Source organism: Corynebacterium sp. KPL1818, from assembly GCF_000478135.1.
GTDB lineage: Bacteria > Actinomycetota > Actinomycetes > Mycobacteriales > Mycobacteriaceae > Corynebacterium > Corynebacterium accolens.
The window spans coordinates 680,933-701,399 of the sequence record NZ_KI515758.1; the positions used below are offsets into that span (position 1 = coordinate 680,933).

The 20,467-nt window shown below is 59.5% G+C and carries 23 protein-coding genes and 3 tRNA genes; 15 read left to right on the plus strand and 11 right to left on the minus strand.

The genetic code is table 11. From position 1 onward, the window contains the following. Positions 1 to 7: 7 nt before the first annotated feature. From HMPREF1261_RS03115 to HMPREF1261_RS03130, 4 genes are read right to left on the minus strand one after another with little or no spacing between them, the layout of a single operon-like run. Positions 8 to 1,015: a ThiF family adenylyltransferase gene (locus tag HMPREF1261_RS03115; protein WP_023029941.1), complete on the minus strand. Its 1,008-nt coding sequence runs from the start codon at positions 1,013 to 1,015 to the stop codon at positions 8 to 10. Further along, a complete protein-coding gene (locus HMPREF1261_RS03120) occupies positions 1,012 to 1,473 on the minus strand; it encodes a molybdenum cofactor biosynthesis protein MoaE (RefSeq protein WP_023029942.1) in 462 nt (153 codons plus the stop codon). Before HMPREF1261_RS03120 ends, HMPREF1261_RS03115 begins: the two co-directional genes overlap by 4 nt. After that, entirely contained in the window at positions 1,463 to 1,942 is a 480-nt protein-coding gene (locus HMPREF1261_RS03125) for a MogA/MoaB family molybdenum cofactor biosynthesis protein (RefSeq protein ID WP_023029943.1), read from the minus strand. Before HMPREF1261_RS03125 ends, HMPREF1261_RS03120 begins: the two co-directional genes overlap by 11 nt. After that, on the minus strand, positions 1,939 to 3,075 hold the full coding sequence (locus HMPREF1261_RS03130) for a molybdopterin molybdotransferase MoeA (RefSeq protein WP_023029944.1): 1,137 nt from the start codon (positions 3,073 to 3,075) through the stop codon (positions 1,939 to 1,941). The genes HMPREF1261_RS03125 and HMPREF1261_RS03130 overlap by 4 nt, the downstream gene beginning before the upstream one ends. A 58-nt stretch (positions 3,076 to 3,133) precedes the next feature. On the opposite strand from HMPREF1261_RS03130, the gene HMPREF1261_RS03135 reads away from it, so the two are divergent. After that, positions 3,134 to 3,394: a MoaD/ThiS family protein gene (locus tag HMPREF1261_RS03135; RefSeq protein WP_005276363.1), complete on the plus strand. Its 261-nt coding sequence runs from the start codon at positions 3,134 to 3,136 to the stop codon at positions 3,392 to 3,394. A gap of 9 nt (positions 3,395 to 3,403) precedes the next feature. On the opposite strand, the gene HMPREF1261_RS03140 is transcribed toward HMPREF1261_RS03135, so the two are convergent. Both HMPREF1261_RS03140 and hisC read right to left on the minus strand, forming a co-directional pair. Then, positions 3,404 to 3,796 (minus strand): phage holin family protein, encoded by a 393-nt coding sequence (locus HMPREF1261_RS03140; RefSeq protein ID WP_023029945.1) that lies wholly within the window; start codon positions 3,794 to 3,796, stop codon positions 3,404 to 3,406. Continuing rightward, positions 3,797 to 4,849, minus strand: coding sequence for a histidinol-phosphate transaminase (gene hisC / locus HMPREF1261_RS03145; RefSeq protein WP_034658023.1), 1,053 nt, complete (start codon positions 4,847 to 4,849; stop codon positions 3,797 to 3,799). 120 nt (positions 4,850 to 4,969) lie between these two features. Here hisC and HMPREF1261_RS03150 point away from each other — a divergent pair. Together HMPREF1261_RS03150 and HMPREF1261_RS03155 are read left to right on the plus strand one after the other, a co-directional pair. Then, positions 4,970 to 5,058: transfer RNA gene (locus HMPREF1261_RS03150), tRNA-Ser, on the plus strand. Positions 5,059 to 5,328: 270 nt separating this feature from the next. Further along, positions 5,329 to 5,517 carry a hypothetical protein gene (locus tag HMPREF1261_RS03155; protein ID WP_023029947.1) on the plus strand — a complete coding sequence of 63 codons (189 nt, stop codon included), beginning with the start codon at positions 5,329 to 5,331 and terminating at the stop codon, positions 5,515 to 5,517. A 113-nt stretch (positions 5,518 to 5,630) separates the two neighbouring features. Here the strand turns inward: HMPREF1261_RS03155 and HMPREF1261_RS03160 are convergent, their stop codons facing one another. Further along, entirely contained in the window at positions 5,631 to 6,008 is a 378-nt protein-coding gene (locus HMPREF1261_RS03160) for an NUDIX domain-containing protein (RefSeq protein WP_034658026.1), read from the minus strand. An 85-nt stretch (positions 6,009 to 6,093) separates the two neighbouring features. Between HMPREF1261_RS03160 and HMPREF1261_RS03165 the strand changes: the two genes are divergently transcribed. The 6 genes from HMPREF1261_RS03165 to HMPREF1261_RS03190 all read left to right on the plus strand — a co-directional run bounded on the left by HMPREF1261_RS03165 (position 6,094) and on the right by HMPREF1261_RS03190 (position 11,478). Further along, positions 6,094 to 6,456: a YidH family protein gene (locus HMPREF1261_RS03165; protein WP_023029949.1), complete on the plus strand. Its 363-nt coding sequence runs from the start codon at positions 6,094 to 6,096 to the stop codon at positions 6,454 to 6,456. Next, positions 6,449 to 6,772, plus strand: coding sequence for a DUF202 domain-containing protein (locus HMPREF1261_RS03170; RefSeq protein WP_023029950.1), 324 nt, complete (start codon positions 6,449 to 6,451; stop codon positions 6,770 to 6,772). The genes HMPREF1261_RS03165 and HMPREF1261_RS03170 overlap by 8 nt, the downstream gene beginning before the upstream one ends. Before the next feature lie 125 nt (positions 6,773 to 6,897). Continuing rightward, a complete protein-coding gene (mgtE, locus tag HMPREF1261_RS03175; protein ID WP_034657872.1) occupies positions 6,898 to 8,262 on the plus strand; it encodes a magnesium transporter in 1,365 nt (454 codons plus the stop codon). 282 nt (positions 8,263 to 8,544) lie between these two features. After that, complete coding sequence (locus tag HMPREF1261_RS03180) at positions 8,545 to 10,119, plus strand: DASS family sodium-coupled anion symporter (protein WP_023029952.1); 1,575 nt, start codon at positions 8,545 to 8,547, stop codon at positions 10,117 to 10,119. 50 nt (positions 10,120 to 10,169) lie between these two features. Beyond that, positions 10,170 to 11,237: a GTP-binding protein gene (locus HMPREF1261_RS03185; protein WP_023029953.1), complete on the plus strand. Its 1,068-nt coding sequence runs from the start codon at positions 10,170 to 10,172 to the stop codon at positions 11,235 to 11,237. A gap of 168 nt (positions 11,238 to 11,405) precedes the next feature. Beyond that, positions 11,406 to 11,478 (plus strand) — tRNA-Arg (locus tag HMPREF1261_RS03190). Between the two features lie 162 nt (positions 11,479 to 11,640). On the opposite strand, the gene HMPREF1261_RS03195 is transcribed toward HMPREF1261_RS03190, so the two are convergent. Together HMPREF1261_RS03195 and HMPREF1261_RS03200 are read right to left on the minus strand one after the other, a co-directional pair. Beyond that, positions 11,641 to 12,909, minus strand: coding sequence for an MFS transporter (locus HMPREF1261_RS03195; protein ID WP_023029954.1), 1,269 nt, complete (start codon positions 12,907 to 12,909; stop codon positions 11,641 to 11,643). A gap of 746 nt (positions 12,910 to 13,655) precedes the next feature. Further along, on the minus strand, positions 13,656 to 14,825 hold the full coding sequence (locus HMPREF1261_RS03200; RefSeq protein ID WP_051142512.1) for an MFS transporter: 1,170 nt from the start codon (positions 14,823 to 14,825) through the stop codon (positions 13,656 to 13,658). Positions 14,826 to 15,318: 493 nt separating this feature from the next. Between HMPREF1261_RS03200 and HMPREF1261_RS03205 the strand changes: the two genes are divergently transcribed. Both HMPREF1261_RS03205 and HMPREF1261_RS03210 read left to right on the plus strand, forming a co-directional pair. Then, the gene (locus tag HMPREF1261_RS03205; protein ID WP_023029956.1) at positions 15,319 to 16,248 is read left to right on the plus strand and encodes a DUF418 domain-containing protein; all 930 of its coding nucleotides are present in this window, start codon (positions 15,319 to 15,321) and stop codon (positions 16,246 to 16,248) included. A gap of 1 nt (position 16,249) precedes the next feature. Beyond that, the gene (locus tag HMPREF1261_RS03210) at positions 16,250 to 17,455 is read left to right on the plus strand and encodes a trypsin-like serine protease (protein ID WP_023029957.1); all 1,206 of its coding nucleotides are present in this window, start codon (positions 16,250 to 16,252) and stop codon (positions 17,453 to 17,455) included. Here the strand turns inward: HMPREF1261_RS03210 and HMPREF1261_RS03215 are convergent. Continuing rightward, positions 17,452 to 18,480: a prephenate dehydrogenase gene (locus HMPREF1261_RS03215; RefSeq protein WP_023029958.1), complete on the minus strand. Its 1,029-nt coding sequence runs from the start codon at positions 18,478 to 18,480 to the stop codon at positions 17,452 to 17,454. The genes HMPREF1261_RS03210 and HMPREF1261_RS03215 overlap by 4 nt on opposite strands. A 39-nt stretch (positions 18,481 to 18,519) precedes the next feature. Here HMPREF1261_RS03215 and HMPREF1261_RS03220 point away from each other — a divergent pair, with 39 nt between their 5' ends. From HMPREF1261_RS03220 to HMPREF1261_RS03235, 4 genes are all read left to right on the plus strand, one after another. Next, positions 18,520 to 18,999, plus strand: coding sequence for a tRNA adenosine deaminase-associated protein (locus tag HMPREF1261_RS03220; RefSeq protein ID WP_023029959.1), 480 nt, complete (start codon positions 18,520 to 18,522; stop codon positions 18,997 to 18,999). Further along, entirely contained in the window at positions 18,986 to 19,462 is a 477-nt protein-coding gene (locus HMPREF1261_RS03225) for a nucleoside deaminase (RefSeq protein ID WP_255342617.1), read from the plus strand. The genes HMPREF1261_RS03220 and HMPREF1261_RS03225 overlap by 14 nt, the downstream gene beginning before the upstream one ends. A gap of 47 nt (positions 19,463 to 19,509) precedes the next feature. Further along, positions 19,510 to 19,710 (plus strand): CsbD family protein, encoded by a 201-nt coding sequence (locus tag HMPREF1261_RS03230; protein ID WP_005276418.1) that lies wholly within the window; start codon positions 19,510 to 19,512, stop codon positions 19,708 to 19,710. Between the two features lie 93 nt (positions 19,711 to 19,803). After that, positions 19,804 to 19,891 (plus strand) — tRNA-Ser (locus HMPREF1261_RS03235). A 79-nt stretch (positions 19,892 to 19,970) separates the two neighbouring features. Here the strand turns inward: HMPREF1261_RS03235 and HMPREF1261_RS03240 are convergent. Beyond that, positions 19,971 to 20,432 carry a hypothetical protein gene (locus tag HMPREF1261_RS03240; protein WP_023029961.1) on the minus strand — a complete coding sequence of 154 codons (462 nt, stop codon included), beginning with the start codon at positions 20,430 to 20,432 and terminating at the stop codon, positions 19,971 to 19,973. Positions 20,433 to 20,467: the final 35 nt, after the last annotated feature.

A 20,467-nucleotide genomic window follows, 5' to 3' on the forward strand; every position in this document is an offset into this window, starting at 1 on the left:
GGCTGGGCTAGGACATGCCGTGCTGTTCCAACCACGCGTTGATGCCGCCACGCAGGGAAACCACCTGTGAGTATCCGCGCTCGCGCAAAGCGTGGACGGCTTGCGCGGAGCGGATGCCGCTGGCGCAGTAGATAACGGCGGCATCGCTCTGGCCGATGTCTGGGTCTTCGCCAGCGAGGATGCGGTCGAGGGACAGATGCGTTGAATGAGGAATGGCGGCGCGGGCGCGCTCGGCGTCGGTGCGGACATCGATAAGCGGGGCGTGCGCGGGGATCTCGCGGACCTCGGGGGCATCGGCTGGCTGGGTAGGCTGCGCGCCGGTGGGGCGGATGGGGATATACTCCCAGGTCCCAGATAGCGCCTCAAAGTAACCGAGCGTGCCAATAAGTGGGGTGCCGACGCCGGTAATGATCTTCAAAGCCTCCAAGGCCATCGCGGATCCCACCGTGCCGACGATGGGGCCCAAGACGCCGGCTTGGGAGCACGACGGAACCTCGCCCGGAGCCGGGGCGGTGGGGAAGACATCCTCGTACACAGGGCCCTTGCCGGACCAAAAGACGCTCATCTGCGCATCAAAGCCCAGGATAGAGGCCCAAATATGCGGAATGCCCAGGCTGTGGGCGGCCCACGAGCACAGGTAGCGGGCGTCGAAATTATCCGTCCCATCGAGGATCACGTCGCAGCCGCGCAGCTGCTCGAGGGCGGTGGCGGATTCTAGGCGGCCGTGGCAGATGAGCTCCACCTCAGGGTTGAGGGCGCGCACCGCCGCCGCGGCCGATTCGGTCTTTGCGGTGCCAATGGAGGCGGTGGTGTGAATGACCTGCCGGTGGAGGTTGGAGGGGGAGACGAGGTCGTCATCGAAAAGCGAGATGCGGCCCACCCCGGCCCCTGCTAGGTAGAGCAGCGCTGGTGAGCCAAGCCCGCCCGCGCCGATGACCGCGACGTGGGAGTCGGCCAATTTCTGTTGGCCCTTATCACCCCACAGGGCTTCCTGGCGGGCATAGCGGATGCTCATTCGAGGCCCACCCAGTTGACGGAGCCATCGCCGTGGCTTTGTTCCTTCCAGATGGGAACCTCGGCCTTGACGCGATCGGCGCAGGCCTCCGCGGCGCGGAAGGCATCGCCGCGGTGGGCAGAGGCGGCGACGACGGTAAAGGCCAGATCGCCCACCTGTAGATCGCCGGTGCGGTGGGCCGACCACAAGCGCACGGGGTGCTGGCCTGCTACTTCATCGACAATCTCGCGCAACTTTTCCGGGGCGCTGGGGTGTGCGGTATAGGTTAGCTGGGTGACATCGGGCCGGCCGCCATCGTGGTCGCGCACGATGCCCTCGAACGTGACCACCGCGCCCATGGCTGGGGTGATGACCTCAGCTTTGACCGCGGCAAGGAGGGGCTCGAGGGGCTGCTCGGTCAGCATCGTGCCGACAGTGAGCCCGGTCTGCGCGGCGACATAAGAGGGATCAGTGCTCATGTTTTCCTTCTAACATATCGACGATGTGGACGATTAATTCATCTAGCACGGCGCACCCATCTTTGACCCCGCCGGTAGAACCGGGCAGGGTCATGGCAAAGGTGGTGTCATTGACACCTGCGACCGTGCGCGAGGCCACCGCAGTGGGGATAGTCTCTAGGCCCTTATTCCAAAAGGCCATGGCGATGCCGGGAAGCTCGCGCGTGAGGTGGGGTTGGACGGCATCGACGGTGAGATCGTCCGGGGTCAGGCCGGTTCCGCCGGAGGTGAGGATGACCGCGGGCTTTTCGGCGAAGGCCTGGTCCACCGCTGCGGCGATATCGGCATCGGGCACCACGCGGGCAGCGGGGCAGTCGAAGCCCTTGCGGCGCAAGAAATCTACCGCGATGGGGCCCGAGCGATCTTCGTAGACCCCGGCGGCGGCGCGGGTGGAGGCGACCAAAACAATGGCGGTGCGAGCAGAACTCATAGGGGATAGACCTTTACTTCTTCTCCTGCGCTGAGGCTCTTACCAGCAGGAATGCGGATGAGGTGGGTGGCATCGACGGCTTGGGCCAGCAGGTGGGAGCTAGCGCCGCCGGTAACCCGGGCTTGCGCCTCGGCGTACCCGCGGCGGAATTGATCCTTGTGGGGTAGGCCCTCGATGGCGTGCGCGATTGGTACGCGATATGCTGCGGGCGCCCAGCCCAGGGTGGGGGCCACAAAGAGGCGGAAGCTCACCATGGTGGAAATCGGATTGCCGGGCAAGCAGATGACCGGGGTGCCATGGAAACTGGCGATGCCCTGCGGCCCGCCGGGCTGCTGATCCACGTGGCCAAACCAGCCGGTGAGCACCTGCCGGATGACCTCGTATTTACCTGCGGAAATCCCGCCGGAGGTGACGATAGCATCGGGGAGGTAGTCCTGCGTGGCCTCCTCCAGCGCGCGGGTGAGCACCTCTGGATCATCATCGGTGGTGACGTATCCGGCGACCTCGATGCCGGCGCGGTGGGCCATAGCGGAGATGAGCGGCGCATTGGCATCGGGAATAGCAGTAACACCCGTACCAATTTCCGCGCCGCCGGTGCACACAAGGATGCGGGCTGGGCGATAAACGCTGACCTCCTCGATGCCCTGGGAGGCCAGCGCGGCCAGGCGCACCGGGGTGAGCTTTTGGCCCTTGGCGGCCAGGAGAACGCCCTGCTCGAGGTCCGTGCCTATCCCGCGGATGAATTGGCCCTCCTCAGTGGCCGGAACCGTAATGGTCTCGCCCGGCTGGAGGAATTCCTGCGGCTGGCATTTTTCAATCGGCACGATGGATGCCGTGCCCTCTGGAACCTTGGCTCCGGTCATGATGGGGCAGGCGGTGTGCAAGGGACCATCCAGCAGCTCGGTGGGATTCGCGCCGGCGGCGATGGTGGGGCCGACCTCGTACGATCCGGCTGCGGTGGCGGGCAGCGCGTAGCCATCCATCTGGGAATTGCTAAAGCGCGGCGAGGGGAAGGCGGCATAGACATCGGCGGCAAGGACCATCTCCTGTGCCTGCCTTAAGGGCCGGGAGATGACTTGGCGCGGGCCGAGGGCTGCCGCGACCTCGTGTGCGTGGGTTTCGGGAGTGCGCATAGAGCCAAGTTTACCCGCGAGTTCGACACGTTCGAAGCCTGCGGGCATAGTAGAAAGCATGTTGACCGTTCACTATTTCGCCGCCGCTCGTGCCGCGGCCGGCGTTGCTTCGGAGCAGGTAAAAGCGCCCACCACCTTAGGCCAGCTCATAGAGCAGCTGGGCAAGGACCACACCGGCACCACAGAGGCCGGTATGAGCATGAAAGAGGTGCTGGGGCGCTGTAATTTTCTTATCGATGGCGCCGGGAACACCCAAGCGGATTCACCGCTCATGGGCGTTTCCCGCGTTGACGTGCTGCCACCCTTCGCCGGGGGATAACCCGTTCCTTTAAACCGGCTTGCGCAGTGGGCTGGTAAAGAAATTGACCAGGCTGCTGACCAGGGACAAGATGATGGCGCCGAAGATTGCAGAGCCCCAGGAATTGACCACGAGGTGGCCAATTCCTAAGTCAAAGGTATTAAGCGTCCACTCCACGATCAGCAGGGCGGCGCCATTGATGACGAGCGCGAATAGACCCAGGGTAAGGCAGGTCAGCGGGGCGCCGATAAAACGCAGGACGGGCATGACCACCGCGTTAATGATGATGAAAACGATGGCCACGGCAATGAAATTGCCCAGCTTATCCGGGGTGATATAAATCCCGGGAATAATGCCCACTACGACCCAGAGCGCAATCGCGATGGCGACTACGTTGAGGGCAAAATTGGTTAACGAACGCATTTAGCCTCCTACGGTATCGTTCCACGCCCGGAGCAGGGCGTTAGTTTCTTCCTTAGTTGTAATGGTAATGCGTATGCCTTCGCTAAAGGCGCGAACGAGCACGCCGCGTGTGGCTAGGCGTGCGGCTAATTCCTGCGGCGTTCCTAGCTTTTCAATATTCGCCGCCGGCAGCCATACGTGGTTGGCCTCCGAGTGGGGAACACCCCACTCTGCCAGTTCCTTTTCTACGCGCTGGCGCTGCCCACAGGTCTCTTCGGTGCGCTCGCGCAGCGAATCCTGCGCTGCTAGCGCGGCACGGGCACCGGCCTGGGCCACGGCATTGATGGAAAACGGAATCGCTACCTTATTCAGCGCCGCGATGACGTCTTCTGGGCCATAGGCATAGCCCACGCGCACCCCAGCCAAACCATAGGCCTTGGAGAAGGTCCGCAGGAAAACCACATTGGGATAGGTGCCAAAAAGCTCGGTGCCCAGCGGGGTATCGGCATTCCGATTATATTCGATATAGGCCTCATCGAGGGCCACGAGGACATCGCTTGGCACCGCGTCCATAAATTCGGAAAACTCCGCCTTAGTCACGGTAGTGCCGGAAGGATTATTCGGATTGCAGACGAAAATCAGGCGCGTATCTGAGGTAATTTTCTCCGCCATTGCGGGCAAATCCACGCGCTGGTCCGCATCGAGCGGAACCGGGATGGGGTGCGCACCCACCACCTGGGCAAAGATGGGATAAGCCTCAAAGGAACGCCACGGGAAAATCACTTCCTCACCGGGCGTGGTGGTGATTTGTACCAATTGCTGGCACAGCGCGGAAGAACCCGTGCCCACCGCAACCTGGTCAAAATTCACGCCTAAGTGCTCGGCCAGATCCTCACGCAACTCGGTGGCCGCGATATCCGGATAGCGATTGGCCTCGGCAGCGGCGCGGGCCATAGCCTCCGCGGCCTCAGGCAGCGGTGGCTGCGTGGCTTCATTAGAAGAGAGCTTGAGGGCATCATCGTGGCGCGCGCCGGGCACGTAGCCAGGGATGGCGCGTAAGTCGGAGCGAATCATGGCTACCACTCTAGGTCGTCCCTCCTGCGCGCGTGGAAGAAAACCGGGGACAAAACCAGGGGGTTAGTTTGGCCGTGGCGCATGCGGCAGGTATTGTCTTTTACGGTTCTTTCTGAACTTGGAGATGTGCCAGAGCGGCCGAATGGGGCTCCCTGCTAAGGAGTTGACCCTTCTGGGGTCCGGAGGTTCGAATCCTCTCATCTCCGCCACACAAATCCCGGGCAATTGCGCTCGGGATTTCGTCATTTTGCCAGCTTAAACGGCAGTCCTAAACGGCGGGTTAAACGGGGTAAACGACAAAGAATGGTGGCCACCAAGCAGGAGCCAGGCCCCTATTCTGCAAGCAGGGACACGACTATTCCCTCGCTACGGGCATGAAGTGGAAATGCAGTTCTCCGAGGGCGCTTTTGGAGCGCAAGGAGATTTTTCAAAAGGATGAACTCGTCACGTGGTGAATTTTTATCGTGAATAATGGCGCTATGGATAAAGCGCAGAAGATAAAGAACGGAATTTTGCTCGCTTTAGCAGTTGCCTCTTTGGTGTTAATTGTTTTGTGGCTGACCGATGTAATAGGCATCGGCTTAGTGACCATCTTCATTGTTGTTCTGACTGCTGCTTCTGTGGGAGTGCGCGTGTGGGCGGAGAATGCAGGGCGTCAGTCGAAATAAGTAGTACACCGCACCCCGTTGATCCCAGGGTGACTCGCTGGCTCATGATTCTGCCCTGGCGCAGGTGACGGGGTGTAGGCGTGGCTCTCTGTTGATGCGCGGGCTTGACCACTTTACAGCGCCGGAAAAACCTCGCTGCGCAGGAGATCAGCAAGCTCGCACTGCGGGTCGGCGGGATCGATCCAGGCGGTTTCGGCGATTTCGGCTGCGGCGTGGGCGATGACGGGGCGCGGGTAGGTAAAGATATACCCGCGGACGGTCTGGCCCGGTTCATTGGCAGCGGGGGCAGTGAAGGTGCCGAGCTCAGTAAGTTCAGGTAGGCGAACCCGGACGCCGATTTCTTCTTCTGCCTCGCGCGCAGCGGCCTGGACAGGGCTTTCGCCTTCTTCTAGCTTGCCGCCCGGCAGCTGGAACTTCGTGGATGAGGCCTTGCGTACGCCAAGCACGTGGCCAAAGGAATTGCGGAAAACGATTGCTGCGACTTCAATCATGGCCCCGATCATAACGAGGTGGCCGGCGGGTAGGCTCGCAGCCTTATCGCGCCAAGGGTGGACATTGAATATAAGGTAGGAAGGCATGAGCGATTCGAGGTTTCCCCGCTCGGTATTTGGGGTAGGAAGCGACCCTGATCCGCGTTTTACGCTGGCGAATGAGCGCACCTTCCTCGCATGGATCCGCACCTCGCTCGCGCTGATTGCCGGGGGAGTGGCCTTAGAGGCTTTCGATGTGCCGCTGCCGGCGACGCTGCGCGCGGTGGTCTCCACATTCATGCTGGTGGTGGCGATTGTGCTGCCGGTAGTCGCGTGGGTGCAATGGAAGCGGGCTGAGCGCGCCTTGCGGCAACAGCGCCCGTTGCCCTTTAGCATCGCCATCCCGGTGCTTGTGGGCACCATCGTCGTTATCGCGGCCGTGCTGCTGGTAGGCGAGTTACTTGCCTAGCCCGCAGCCGCATGGGGAGCTCTTTGACCCCGGCTTGCAGCCCGAGCGCACCCGCCTATCGTGGCAGCGCACTATCCTCGCACTGGCGGTGATACTCCTAGGGGTCATGCGGGTGGTCAGCGTCAGCGTGTTTCTCCCGTTGCTGGCGCTCGCGGCTGGTGTGCTGGTGCTGATAGTGGCGGTGCGGAAGCGGGCATCGCTTGTCGATGCCTCCCTGCGAACCCACCGCCACCTCCCCGGCGCCGCCGTCTTGGCCAGTAGCGCGGGGCTGGTCTCCCTGCTCGCGGCCTTTGCCCTGTGGGGTGTTTTTGCCTAAAGGCAAAGTTTTCCGCCGCAGTGCTGTGTGCTGATGGGGGATACGCGTAATCTATGTGAGGCTATATCAATTACTGTGGCCACCGGCGCCGCGGTATGAGGGGCGAGAAGGGCAAGGTGACGGCGATGGCGGATACTACTGAGCAGGCCAGCGATACGGTCGAGGCATGGTTGAAGCAGGATTCTGCCATTGACCCGCAAAAGGCACCCCGCTTGCAGGCGCTGCTTGATGAGGTTCCGCTGCAGGAGCTCATCGCCATCGTCGAGCGGCAAAATGCCATCCGCGCCGCGCTGGCCCTGCGTTTGTTGCCGCGGCGTAAATCCATCGTGGTATTTGATGCCTTGGACGCCAAGCACCAGGCCGATATCATCGATGAGCTGGGCAATGCTGATGTCTATGAGTTCTTCGATGAACTCGAGCCGGAAGACCGCGTGGCCCTGTTGGATGAGCTGCCGGCGGAGATTGCGGATCGGCTGCTGCGCTCGCTTACCAAATCGAAGCGGGATGTCACCGGGGTTGTCTTGGGCTACACCAAGGGCTCGGTGGGCCGCCGCATGTCGCCCGAAGTCCCCGGAATCCATCCGGAAATGAGCGTGGAGGAAGCGCTGCGGACCCTGCGCGCGAAGGCCGATGAGCTAGAAACCATTTATGCGGTGCCCATTACCCGCGCGGATCGCCGCCTAGTGGGCGTGGTGACGCTGCGGGAGATTTTTACCGCGGAGGAGGGCACCACGATTGGGGACATCATGCAAAGCCCCATCTACGCCAATGCCAATGATGATGCGGAAGAAACCGCCAGGTGGTTCCTGCCGCTCGATATTTTGGCATTGCCCATCGTGGATGATTCGGACCGCTTGGTAGGGCTTTTGACCTGGGATGATGCCATTGACATCGTCGAGGCAGAGGATAGCGAGGACTCCGCGCGCGCCGGTGGTACCGAGGCCCTGCAGCAGCCGTACCTGTCCACGCCGCTATTGAAATTGGTGAAGTCCCGCATCGTGTGGCTGCTGGTTCTTGCGGTATCTGCGCTGTTGACCGTGCGGGTCCTAGACGCCTTCGAGGACACCTTGGCGCAGGCCGTGGTGCTATCGCTGTTTATCCCGCTGCTGACCGGTACCGGCGGCAATACGGGAAACCAGGCAGCAACGACGGTGACCCGTGCGCTGGCGCTTGGCGATGTCCGCGGGCGCGACCTCCTCGCCGTCCTCTGGCGCGAGCTCCGCGTGGGCATGCTGCTTGGTGCCGTATTGGGCTTGGCGGGACTCGGCCTGGCAACGGTGGTCTACGGCGTGGATATTGGCTTAGTCATTGGCTCGACGTTGTTTTTAATCTGTTCCATATCCGCCACGGTGGGCGGGCTGATGCCCATCGTTGCAAAGACCATTGGCGCGGACCCCGCCGTATTTTCCAATCCGTTTATCTCCACGTTCTGCGATGCCACGGGTCTGATCATTTATTTCCTCATCGCCAAGTCGGTGCTCGGGCTATAAAGGCCCCTGGCATACGGGGCCTGGCGCGCCGGGCGGGGGTAGCCAACCGGTGGGGGAGATTTCACATTATGAGTAGCTGCGGTGTGTGAATTTTAAAAGCAGTGGGGGTGAATTCCGTAAAGTTTGTGGTTTCTGGTGCAAATGTTTTGTAGGGTCTTAGCATGCTCTGCACGGACTGAATGATGTTCGGGATGCACCAAGGATCTGGCTCGATTGCTGGTAATTGACAGAGCTATCACACCCCGCCCTGCTAAAAGTCTCTCTAGTGAAGGAGTTCGCGGCATGACCACCCCGCATACTCACGAATCTACCGCCCAATCAGAGGGCGCTGAGGATCCCGGTGCCCCACGCAATGAATGGCGCCGCCAATTCATTGGCCTTTTCATTGGCCTCGCCCTGGCCATCCTCGTATTTTTCATCTTCCCCTCGAATGCCATCGATACTGTCCAGCAGTCCACCGGCGTGGATGAGGAAGCCGATTACACGCTAAGCGCCATCCGCACCGTTGCGGCGGTGACCATCCTCATGGGTGTGTGGTGGATGACTGAGGCCATCCCGCTGGCTGCCACCGCGCTGATTCCGCTGGTCATCTTCCCGCTCGCTAGCGTGGGAACCATTAAGGAAGTCGGCGCACCGTATGCCTCTGCCACCATTTTCTTGTTCATGGGTGGCTTCCTAATCGCGCTCTCGCTGCAGCGCTGGAACCTGCACCGCCGCCTTGCGCTTTATGTAGTAAAACTCATCGGTACCTCGCCGCGCCGCCTCATTTTGGGCTTCATGCTGGCCACCGGCTTTTTGTCCATGTGGGTATCGAATACCGCAACGGCCGTCGTCATGCTGCCGATTGGTACGTCCGTGCTGGCGCTTACCGCAGAGACCGTTGGCGGTTGGGATAAGCAGAAGAAATTTGCCACCGCCCTCATGCTGGGCATCGCGTACTCCGCTTCCATCGGTTCGCTGGGTACCCTGATTGGTACCCCGCCGAATGCGTTTTTGAACGCGTACATGGCCGATACCTGGGACGTTACCCTCGGCTTTGGCCGCTGGATGGCCGTCGGTGTGCCGCTGGCGCTAACCTTCCTGCTCATCGCATGGGTGCTGTTGATTACCATCTTCAAGCCGGAAATGACCGAAATCCCCGGCGGCCGCGAGCTCATCAACGACGAAATCAAGGCCCTGGGCCCATGGACCCGCCCGCAGATTATGACCGGCATCATCTTCATCCTGGCCGCCCTGGCCTGGGTATCCCTGCCCATCGTCCTTGGCGATTTTGATAACTACGATGATGCCATCGTCGGTATTGCCGCAGGTATCCTCTTGTTCATCCTGCCGGCCGATTCGGAGCGCCGCATCCGCCTGCTGGACTGGAAGACGGCCAATGAAATGCCATGGGACGTCCTCCTCCTCTTTGGCGGTGGTCTCTCCTTGTCCTCGGCCTTCAACTCCTCCGGTTTGTCCCTGTGGATTGGTGAGATGGCCAAGGGACTCAGCTCCCTGCCCATCGTGCTCATCGTCGCAGCCGTGGCTGCTCTGGTCCTCTTCCTAACGGAGATCACCTCCAATACCGCCACCGCGGCCACCTTCATCCCCATCATGGGCGGCGTCGCTGTGGGCGTGGGCCTGACCACCGAAGGCGATATCAACGTCCTGCTGCTCACCATCCCGGTCGCCTTGGCTGCAACCTGTGCCTTCATGCTGCCGGTGGCAACCCCGCCGAACGCCATTGCTTATGGTTCCGGCTACGTCAAGATTGGCGAGATGATCAAGGGCGGCGTTGGCCTCAACGTCATCGGTATCTTCCTCATTACCCTTACCGTCTTCCTGCTGGCGGTACCGATCTTCGGGCTGACGGTCTAGGAACTAAGCCCCAATAGCCATCCTTTAATGAAAAACGTTACCATTAAAGGATGGCTACACCTGTTACCGTGCTGTCCGGATTTTTAGGCAGCGGAAAGACCACGCTACTTAACCACCTGCTCGCGAACCGGGAGGGGCGCAAGCTGGCGGTCATCGTCAACGATTTTTCTGAGGTCAATATCGATGCCGTCCTCGTTGCCGGCGAAGGCCATCTCGAGCGCGGCGAGGATCGCTTCGTGGAGCTGTCGAATGGCTGCATCTGCTGCACCCTGCGTGAAGACCTTATCGAGTCCGTGGGCAAGCTAGCGCGCTCCGGCCGCTTTGATCAGATTGTCATCGAATCCACCGGCATTTCCGAGCCCATGCCCGTGGCCGCCACCTTTGAGTGGGAATTTGCCGATGGCACCACGCTTGCCGATGCCGCCCCCATCGACACCATGGTCTCCCTCGTCGATGCCTCTACCGTCTTAAACCAATTGCGCCGCGGCCGCAGCCTCGTCTCCGAAAGCATCGAGGCTACGCCCCAAGATGACCGCACTATTTCCGATCTCTTAGTGGATCAAGTCGAGTTCGCCGACCTTATCCTCATTACCAAGACCGATCTTGTCGATGCCGCCCAAACCGAGCGCGTCATTGCCGCTGTGCGCGCCATGAATCCGCGGGCTCGCGTGGTGCCGGTGACCCACGGGGTAATCGAACCGGGGCTAGTTCTCGATGCGCATTTATTTAATACCGCCACCGCTGCCACCTATCATGGCTATGCCGAAGAGCTTGCGAATCCACACACTCCAGAAACCGAGGAATACGGCATCTCCTCAGTCGTCTTTCGTGCCGATCGCCCCTTTAATCGCGAGCGCCTCATCGCCGCCCTCCGGGCAAGCACGGGCCTCGTGCGGTCCAAGGGGTATTGCTGGATCGATACCGATCTGCGCGTGGCCCACGCGTGGCAGCAGGCCGGGCCAAACCTGCAAATCATGCCAGCGTCACTGTGGGCCGCCAACGGCGTAACTCCTGGCACGGAACTCGTGCTCATTGGTATCGATTTCGACCACGAATCCACCCTGCAGGCTTTCCAGGGCGCCCTGCTTTCCGATGCTGAAGCCTCCGCCCTCGTATAGCCTTCCCCGCTTCCACACTGAGCTAAAGCGTGAACGGCGGGTGAACAATACGCCTCTGGCTATCCCGCCGAAAACGGCTCTGTACAGGCGATTTGTTAGTTTTCAGGTCCGTGGGTATAGTAAATTCTCGTTGCACAGCAGAGCGTACGCACTGCTTCACAACGGACTGCGCCCGTAGCTCAACGGATAGAGCATCTGACTACGGATCAGAAGGTTGGGGGTTCGAATCCCTCCGGGCGCACAAACAAAAAGCCCCCTATCTGCACAAACAGTTAGGGGGTTTAGTTGTGGGAAACGGGCCTAACCCCCGACGTGTCCGCTTTCCGGGGTCGGGCCCTTCCAAATTTCCTCATCTACTCAAGCGGAACAAAACTTGGGACACTTCAGTCGATGACCTTGGGACCTACTCGCATACGGGGAGTAAATTGAACTCGGATGCTTTAGGTAGTGTGCGCAGGACTGAACTTGCCGCTATCAAACAGGAGATAACCGAGCACAGAGCGCATAGTGCCATGCTTGCCTGAAAACCAATTGCAGCGAGGAATGCACCCGCGCTGGCGGAAGCGATGATTGGTAGCAATCCCATCATCAGACGCGCTCCTGCCGAGCATTTTCCTATTTTTTCGGGAGGTGCTGATAACGCAAGCAGTCCTCCGGAGTATGAGTTGCACGCAATGGATGGAACTACGATGAAAAATGCTGCAACTGCGATAAGTGGCCAATACTGAGAAAATACAAGAAGTAACAGGTACCACAGTAGTTCCCAAAGCATAGTTGCTCGGATGATGTTTCTTCCTGGCAAATGCTTGATGAGGCGGTCTTGAAGAAGCCCTCCAACAATCATTCCAAGGGCGAACATGGCTGAGGTGAAGCCGATTATCCAACCATCAACTTTGAGGTATGCCAGCCATAGGTCAATGGACGCGATGAGGAAAAAGTTGGCGAAGTTGGAGAAGATATCGATGCTGAAGATTGTCCGAAGCATCGGATATTTCCAAATCCAAGCCAAAGAATATTTGCTATCGGACCAGAACTGTCTAAACGAATACTTTTGCTCACTGTTTTTCTTCCCCAGGTCCGTACTGATGGTTCTTGAAGCATAAAGCGGACCCAACCCACACAACGTTTGTGCAATGAAGGGAATAACCGGGGCTAGGCCGTAGAAAAAGCCTCCTAAAGGTAGTCCGAGCATCCAGATAATGTTGTCTCGAGTTTGGTTACGGCCTTGCGCTTGAACAAGCAAATTCTCAGGAATGATGAATCTCAAAATGGCGTTGGTCAGGCCTCCGAACGTGCCTGTAATCATTCCTGCAAACAGGCTAAAGAAGAACAAAAGTGGGAAATTGAATTTGCCCAAGTAAAGCAGTAGCGAGAAGGTTGACCAGATACCAATTTGGCTCAGCCCGTAGAAGAGAAGTAACTTCTTCTTGTTAAAACGATCGATGATCATCCCGGCTGGGATCGTCATGATCATCGAGCCTGCCGAGCTTGCGGCTCCAATCACTCCCGCTTGACTTAGGCTTCCAGTGAGGTAGTAGCTCGCAAGTGAAATAGGGATAGCTACGAGGGATGCCCCTAAGGCGCTTGCTGTATCAGCGAAGAACCACCGTAGATAGTCAGGATGGTTCTTGCGTACGATGGTCCAAAATTTTTGATCAGTATAATCCTGCATCGTGTCTCTCAATGTTTGACAACCGCGACTGAAAGCTCATGCGCGCAGCATGAACCCAGCGTCGGATTTCCGAAGTGGGTAATTCTCACGGGTCAACTTCTTGACCCGCCGCAACTTGCGGTGTGTCAAATGAGATTTATTGATGCAGTAAGGTGAACATGATGTGCTCCAGGTACTATGCCATTAATCTTGAATCAGTGCCGATAAACTTCCCCAGAGCCACCGGCTTCTCCTAGTGTGGTGGCTGGGTCGTCGTAGAACTGGGAAACGAGTGACATGTTCTCCTTCATGCGTTCAATAAATTTAATGTCCATAACGGCAGGCAGGTAGCTCTTTTCGAAAGCTGTGGAACATGACGTGTGTCACTTTCTGCGACGTATCTCACACAATAGGGGGCGGCTATGCCTGCTGTCAATAGTTTTGCCTGTAATTCCGGTTTCTAAATTTGATTCCATCCGGTGCTGGCGGTGCGAACGTCCGTATGGTTAGGTGGGGCTCCTCTGAATAGATGTCAGGGATCTAATTTTGGAACCAGCAAAAATAGTGTTGTCACGCTGCATACCGAAGTCCTGAACACTCTGAATGATGACCGTGTAGCCAGGCTTGTGTGGTGCATATTTAGGATTAGCTTCGGCAGTAGATCGCCAATCTTGTCAACCCTACTGAGCTGGATATCAGGTCCCCACCAAACAGGGGCCAAGTACCGGCTCGCCTTGAAGCCGGTATGAGTTGGTGGACCGCATGAATTAGGCATTGCTTTGCTGTGGCACAGATCTGGCGGCAAGGCATACCAGCGCGGCGAAGGACAAGAGTACAAAAAGAATGGATAGCGAAATACCGTTAGCGTTTGCGAGGAAGGCGAATAGCAGCATGCCGGCGGGGACGCCGACGGTGTTTACGATTTGGTCGCGCACGGCAAAGCGGTTTACCAAGTCATCTGAAGGTAGTTCCTGCCCCAGAACATCCCAGGTAATTCCTGAGACTGCGGTCAAGGCGCCGCTTAGCGCGGTGGCAATGGCAATAACGTAAATGCTGTCCGCCAAAAATAGTGCTAAGAGGTGTACAGCATAAGCGGCGCATAGGGCTATCTGGAGGAGGTTCCAGTGCACCTTTTTCCACACCGGAAAAGACGATAGTACAGAGCCCACGAGGGAGCCTGCCGCACCGACGGATGCGATCCATCCCCAGGTAGATTCGGAGAACCGGTCCATAACGGAGGTCGGGGCTGCGGAACCAATAAAGCCAATCGTTGTGGCTACGATGAGCCAGGTAACCAGGCCGTGAACGGACCACCTGGGAAGCCTGATATCAGAGGCAGCGGCCTTTTCTGGTGAGGACTCGGTTTGCTCCTCGGGTTCTTCTTGGTTCCCAGATTTGCTGCGAACACTCCAATATGACGCGATAAATGCCATGGATATGGCGAAGGTCAAGGTATCTACCGCCAGAACTGCCTTGAAACCCAGGCCCAAGGTCAAGGCGGATCCGAGGAGTGGGCCGGCGAGGAAGAGGGCATCGCCAATGGTAGAAAGCAGGGAGTTTATCTTGCGGCGCTCTTCGCCGGTGAGGATAGCGGCGAGCAGGGAGAACCTATTGGGGCCAAACCACGGGGCGAAAAAGCCATAGAGGAAGGGCGAAACGATAAGGGCTGGGCCCCAATAGTTTGGGAAAAGGGTCAGGTAGACAAGGAGCCCGGCCTGTGCCAGGCCCCTGCCAAAGTCTGATAGAACCATGATCCTGGCTGGAAAAGCTGAGGTCGGTATTTTGTCGAGGGTCAGCGATAAAATTAGTTTGGCGGACCACAATGCGATGAGGGCAAAGGTGAGCGGCCTGCCACTGGAGTCCAACTTGAATGATTGGATGGCAAAAGCGGTGGGGATGAGGCCATCGCCAAGCGCAGAAGCGACCACGGCAAACACTAAGTTTCTAGCGCGGGTTTTGAGCACGTGTCCTCTTTCGGTCGATTTAGGAGGGGGAATGAAGAGGGACCCAACTTAGTGACCATTTGCCAGGCAGTTTGAGCGCTTTTTATAGGTGCCAGGAAGCATCCTGACAGAAAAGAAACTATCAGAATAAAGGTATGGAGGGGGCAATCGATTAGCTATAGCAAAATAGCAGGTAGATGCGGGTTTATACGGTGGATGAAATGTGCGCAGTTGGCGGTGATGTGCGCTACGGCGGGCTCCTCCGGAGCGTGTTGAGGCCGGGAAATTGGGTGCAATCGTGTGCGGTTGGCGGGAAAGCGGAGTCGTGGGGTTGAACAGGCCAAAAACGGCATTTATAAGGTACAGGACATGTAAAGTGTTGATACAGCAACCTCCCAGACTCGCGTTGTAGAAAAAGAGAGTCGTTAAAAACATGGGCCGTGGTGGAGACCGCTGCGTCCCATCACATCGTGAAGGAGAGTGCTAGGTGAGTACATCATCGCGCATCGTCGGGCTGGATTTGGCTCGTTCACTTGCCATTATTGGCATGATTATTTTGCACATGGCCTCGTTGGTATGGAGTACCAAGGTCATTTTGTCGGGCCTTCCGGCCGCGCTATTTGCCATTGTCGCCGGCGTGACGATGATGCTCATCGGCAAGAACTATTCCGTACAGACGCTGCTGCGCCTGATTGCCCGTGGCGCCATCATTACGCTTATCGGACTGGCACTGCTCCCGGTTGGCGGGCAGATTCAGGTCGTGCTCGTTGCCATGGGTATCACCATGATGGTGGTCTCCTGGGTACCACCGCTGAACGTGTGGTGGAAGCTGGCCCTCTTTTTCGTCGCCGCCATCGCCTCAACCGTGCACTACGCGCCGTTTACCCTGCCGCAGGTCTATCCGCTGCTGGCATGGATCGCGTATTTCATCGCCGGCATGCTGCTCTTTGAGGTCTACATCCGCCCAGGTAGCTTCCGCACGGCGCTGCAGTGGATTGTTACCGCGGTCAGCGCGGTGATTGCCGCGGTTGGCACCTACTTCCGCTTCGAGCCGGATATTCCCAGCTGGCTGCGCTTTACCGGCCACACCGGTGTCGCGGGTGAAATCCTGCTCTCCGTTGCAGTGGCTGCCGTAGTGCTGCACCTGTGCCTGCTCATTGGCAGCGCGGTACCCAAGCTCGTCTACCCCCTCGCCGCAATGGGCACGATGTCTCTGACCGTGTATGTCTTGCACGTGCTCTCCGCCTATTACTGGCAAAGCCACATCTCACTGCACAACACCGCGTGGGCGTGGGCATTTATTGGCCTATTCCTCGTACTCGCCACCATCTGGCGGAAATTCCTGGGCCAAGGCCCGCTTGAAAAGGCCGTCTCCACCGCCGTTAAACTCGCCGTTCCTGCTGGAAAGAAGGACTAACATGTCGCGTAAAATTGCTACCGCTTTGACCACCGCTGGCATCATCGGGTTATTGGCGGCCCCCGCCAGCGCCCTTGAGCACGGCGAACCAGCCCCCGATAACGCCGAGTCCCAGACCGTCGCCGCGCTCAAGATGGGCCGGATAGGCAACTTCGGCGACTGCACCGGCACGCTGGTGGATAAGCAGTGGGTGCTTACCGCCCGCCACTGCCTGCAGTCCGTCAATAACGAAGGCACCCAGGCCCGCCTGGGAGGCAAGGTCTACGACGCGGATTCGTGGGCGCTGTCCCCGCTTTCCGATGCCGGATTGCTCCACCTCACCGAGCCCGTCACCGATATCAAGCCGGCCAAGATCTCCACCGATATTCCAGAGACCGGCGACCTTGGCACCCTGTATGGCTGGAGCAGCAGCTCCTCCATGGCGCGCAAGGGCCAGCTGCCGATGGCAGAGATGAAGGTCTCCGAAATCCTGGGCGGCGGGCCAAGCGATGACGCCGCACAGAAGCCGGGCGCCGACAAGGAAGCCCCGGAAGGCTACGAGTCCGTGCCCGCCGAGGAAGCCATGCCCGGCCTCAAGATGCCGGGCGGCTCCAAGCCGGATGCCGACATGAAGGTCCCTGAAGGTTACGAATCCGTGCCGGCCGAAGAGGCCATGCCCGGCCTCAAGATGCCGGGATCTGGTTCGGGATCGGATAAGCCCAAGGTGGTCTCGCCGGGTGCCACCAAGCCGGGCGCCGAGCAGCCGCAGATTGTCAAGCCTGACGGCAACGGTGGGGAAGTAATGCAGCCTGGCCAAGGCGGCATGGCCCCGATGATCAGCAGCCCGATCCTCGATGTCCACTCCACCGGTAATGCCGGCATGCAGGGTGGCGATTCCGGCGGACCGTTCTTTGTTAACGGAAAGCTTGCGGGCCTCGCTACCGCGGGGACCTCCAATGCGGACCCGGATCTGCCTTCCCCAAGCGCGGCTATCACCACGCTCGCCGGCACCAAGGACTGGGTAGATGGCGTAATTAGCGGCAAGGATAAGGACGCCGTCTTGACCGCGGAGACCACGCCTACTCCGCAGGCAACGCCGCAGACCAGCGGCGACCGCCCGTGGATCTACTTCACGGTAGCGGCCATTGGCCTTATCGGTGCCGCGGCGGCCGCGCGCACCTTCGCTACCGGTGCTGGCAACGGTGCCGCCCGCAAGTCGCGCCGCTAAAAAATCTCGATGCGCCCGCCCAAGGATTCGGTCTGGCGCAGCTGCGCCACCCACTTTGGGCCGCCGGGGTGCAGGCGCAGCACCGGGCGGGAGGAAATCTTGACCGGGGAGACCGATTCCTTGCGCGCGCCCGACCTGGCCTCGATGCGGGTGCGGGCGCGGTAGCCGGCATCGGCAAGCTCAGCGATGGAAGGCTCGGGGGCGGCGAGCTTCTCCCGGGCATCGTGAAGCAACTCCAGCGCCTCATCCAAGGCCTCCACCAAGGCCGGGGCATTGGTCTCGCACATCTGCCGCACGAGATCCGGGCGGGTGCTTGCCACCCGGGTCGCATCCTTGAAGGAACCGGCGGCCAGGGACTGCGCCAAAATGCCGCCATTATCGCCCACCGTGGCGAGGGTCTCGGCAAAGATATGCGGTAGGTGGGAAATGCGGGCGACCGCCGCATCGTGGTTGGCCACGCGGATGGGCACGGCCTCTGCATGCACCATCTGGGTCATGCGCACGACGTCCGTAAAAGTCTCAATCCATTTCTTGGGAATCTTTTCCCCGCGCGCCTCATAATCGGCGGCGTAATCGTAGGTAATGCCCCACGCGGCGCGGCGGAAAAGCCCCGTCTGGGAGTGATCCCAGCCCGATTTCGAGGTACCCGCCATGGGGTGCCCGCCCACGTAACGATCCTCCATGCCGCGGTCACAGACCTGCTGGCGCACAGGGGTTTTCACGGAGACCACGTCCGTAATGCCGCAGCTAGGGGCGTGTTCCTGAATAGCATCCAAGACGCTGCCCACCGCGGTCATGGGAACGGCGATCACAATGAGCGCCTCTTCAACCTCGGCGCGATTAAGCACCGCCGGCAAGTCATCATTGACGTCAAACCCCTGCTTGACTGCGGTGCGGGCGGCGGACGTCGAGTGGTTGTATCCAAATACGTCGTGGTTATAGCCCGCGAGATCGCGCAGCAAGGAACCACCGATGAGGCCGAGGCCGATAATGCAGATGGGGCGTTGAACATCTTGAGAACTCACGGTGACAATTGTGGCACAACACGACTAATCTCACGAGGTATGAGCAACGAAAATTACTCTTTCGCGGTTACCGTCGCCCGCAACGAGGGACAATGGGTCGTGCGCAGCTTCGATGATGACTTTGAGGACCCGCAAACCTCCATCACCGCGGTGCGCGCCCTGCGCTCCGAAGGCGCAGCTTTCGCCCTTCTCTGCGTCGAGGACGCCTACTTTATTGCCGTGCGGCCCGTGCCCGGTGGGGTGAAAATGCTGATTTCGGACGCCACCTACGGCGTTGACGATGACTTTGCCGCGGACTTCATGGAACTCAATGACTACGAGATTCCAGACGTGGACCCGGAAGAGGCCGAGCCCTACGGTGAGGGCGACTTCGATATCTTCGCTGACCTGGGCTTATCCGAGGATCAGGTGGGCTACATCATCGATGATGAGGACGATTGGCCCTCCGATATGCTCCTGCGCATCGCCGGCGACTTGGGCTTTGGGGATGAGCTAGAAGACGTCATTGATAACGCCTAAGCCCCTGCAGCGCGCGCAGGAACGCATGCAGCGCGCCCTCGCGGTGGCGCGCCAGACCCCCGCCGGGGATGTGCCGGTTGGGGCTGTGCTCTACGATGCCACCGGCCGCGAGCTCGCCACCGGCGTCAACCGCCGCGAGCAATTGCGCGATCCCACCGCCCACGCCGAGGTCGAGGCCATCCGCCAGGCGGTGCGCATCCACGGCGATGGTTGGCGCCTGACCGGCTGCGAACTCGTGGTCACCTTGGAGCCCTGCGCCATGTGCGCCGGCGCGCTGCAATCCGCCCGGGTAAATTCGCTGGTATTTGGCGCTTTTGAGCCGAAGACGGGTGCGTGCGGCTCGCTTATCGATGTCCTGCGTGCCCCCACCGCACCCTTTAGTCCACAGGTCCGCGGCGGCGTGCTTGAAGAGGACTGCGTGGCGTTGCTAGAAAATTTCTTCACCACACTCCGCGAAAAGTGAGTATAGTGGCTGTCACACTGTAAGCGACTCATTTAAGGAGAGAGAAAATGGGCGATTTGGAAAACAAGAAGGACGACCTCGCAGGCAAGGCAAAGGAAGCTTTCGGCGAGGCAACCGGTAACGAAGACGTAGCCAACGAGGGCAAGGCCGACCAGGTCGCTTCCGAGGCTAAGGACAAGCTGTCCGATGCTGCTGACAGCATCAAGGACAAGGCCAACGACATCATCGGTGGCCTGAAGAAGGACTAATTTTATAGTCCCTTCATAGCGAAATCGCTGCGCTGGCTTAGTGCTGGCGCGGCGATTTTGTTGCATCGGGGGTCCTCCCGTAATCTGGAACGCGGTGGCGTGTCCGAGCGGCCGAAGGTGATCGCCTCGAAAGCGATTGTTGGGTAACCCCCAACCGCGGGTTCAAATCCCGCCGCCACCGCGCAAGGCCCCGACCTGTTAATGCAGGTCGGGGCCTATTTTAGTTTTTCGCGGCGGGGGAACTTGGGACTTTGGGTGGCTTAAGCATCCTGCTTTGCGTGTGCAGCCCGCGAGCGGCGGCGCTGCACGGTGGGGAGGAACCACGTCGCGATAGCCGCGATGACGGCCATGGTACCCGCGCTCCACATGAGGTACTTCACGGGGGTGAACCACCACGCCAGGGCCGCGATTACTGCGATGACGACCCATACGGCGGGAACAAGCAGGCTGGGTTGTTCGGCCCACGGTTCCCGGGGGAATCGACTGCGCGCCTCCGCGCGGATGCGGCGCGGGGCTTTTTGGGACAGGGCTAGGGAGCAGGCGACCACAAAGGCCAGGCCGATGCCAGCGATGAGCAGGCTTCCGCTTACGCCGCCAAACATGAATACGCCGACGGAAAGCGCTAAGGATAAGCGTTCACCGATCGTGAGTGGGAAACTCTGGGTGGGATCGACATCTGGGTAGATGCTGGTGAAGATGTCTCGGTGGGGGTAGTTCTGCATTGTTTTCTTATTGGGGGTAGTTATTGACAGCTGAA

What these genes read in the sequence shown, in the direction of transcription:
- HMPREF1261_RS03230 (WP_005276418.1), top strand. Translation starts at nt 19,510, where the DNA reads ATGGGCGATTTGGAAAACAAGAAGGACGACCTCGCAGGCAAGGCAAAG.
- HMPREF1261_RS03155 (WP_023029947.1), top strand. Translation starts at nt 5,329, where the DNA reads ATGGATAAAGCGCAGAAGATAAAGAACGGAATTTTGCTCGCTTTAGCA.
- HMPREF1261_RS03185 (WP_023029953.1), top strand. Translation starts at nt 10,170, where the DNA reads ATGGCTACACCTGTTACCGTGCTGTCCGGATTTTTAGGCAGCGGAAAG.
- HMPREF1261_RS03125 (WP_023029943.1), bottom strand. Translation starts at nt 1,942, where the DNA reads ATGAGTTCTGCTCGCACCGCCATTGTTTTGGTCGCCTCCACCCGCGCC.
- HMPREF1261_RS03220 (WP_023029959.1), top strand. Translation starts at nt 18,520, where the DNA reads ATGAGCAACGAAAATTACTCTTTCGCGGTTACCGTCGCCCGCAACGAG.
- HMPREF1261_RS03180 (WP_023029952.1), top strand. Translation starts at nt 8,545, where the DNA reads ATGACCACCCCGCATACTCACGAATCTACCGCCCAATCAGAGGGCGCT.
- HMPREF1261_RS03115 (WP_023029941.1), bottom strand. Translation starts at nt 1,015, where the DNA reads ATGAGCATCCGCTATGCCCGCCAGGAAGCCCTGTGGGGTGATAAGGGC.
- HMPREF1261_RS03130 (WP_023029944.1), bottom strand. Translation starts at nt 3,075, where the DNA reads ATGCGCACTCCCGAAACCCACGCACACGAGGTCGCGGCAGCCCTCGGC.
- HMPREF1261_RS03240 (WP_023029961.1), bottom strand. Translation starts at nt 20,432, where the DNA reads ATGCAGAACTACCCCCACCGAGACATCTTCACCAGCATCTACCCAGAT.
- mgtE (WP_034657872.1), top strand. Translation starts at nt 6,898, where the DNA reads ATGGCGGATACTACTGAGCAGGCCAGCGATACGGTCGAGGCATGGTTG.
- HMPREF1261_RS03120 (WP_023029942.1), bottom strand. Translation starts at nt 1,473, where the DNA reads ATGAGCACTGATCCCTCTTATGTCGCCGCGCAGACCGGGCTCACTGTC.
- HMPREF1261_RS03210 (WP_023029957.1), top strand. Translation starts at nt 16,250, where the DNA reads ATGTCGCGTAAAATTGCTACCGCTTTGACCACCGCTGGCATCATCGGG.
- HMPREF1261_RS03165 (WP_023029949.1), top strand. Translation starts at nt 6,094, where the DNA reads ATGAGCGATTCGAGGTTTCCCCGCTCGGTATTTGGGGTAGGAAGCGAC.
- HMPREF1261_RS03195 (WP_023029954.1), bottom strand. Translation starts at nt 12,909, where the DNA reads ATGCAGGATTATACTGATCAAAAATTTTGGACCATCGTACGCAAGAAC.
- hisC (WP_034658023.1), bottom strand. Translation starts at nt 4,849, where the DNA reads ATGATTCGCTCCGACTTACGCGCCATCCCTGGCTACGTGCCCGGCGCG.
- HMPREF1261_RS03135 (WP_005276363.1), top strand. Translation starts at nt 3,134, where the DNA reads ATGTTGACCGTTCACTATTTCGCCGCCGCTCGTGCCGCGGCCGGCGTT.
- HMPREF1261_RS03140 (WP_023029945.1), bottom strand. Translation starts at nt 3,796, where the DNA reads ATGCGTTCGTTAACCAATTTTGCCCTCAACGTAGTCGCCATCGCGATT.
- HMPREF1261_RS03160 (WP_034658026.1), bottom strand. Translation starts at nt 6,008, where the DNA reads ATGATTGAAGTCGCAGCAATCGTTTTCCGCAATTCCTTTGGCCACGTG.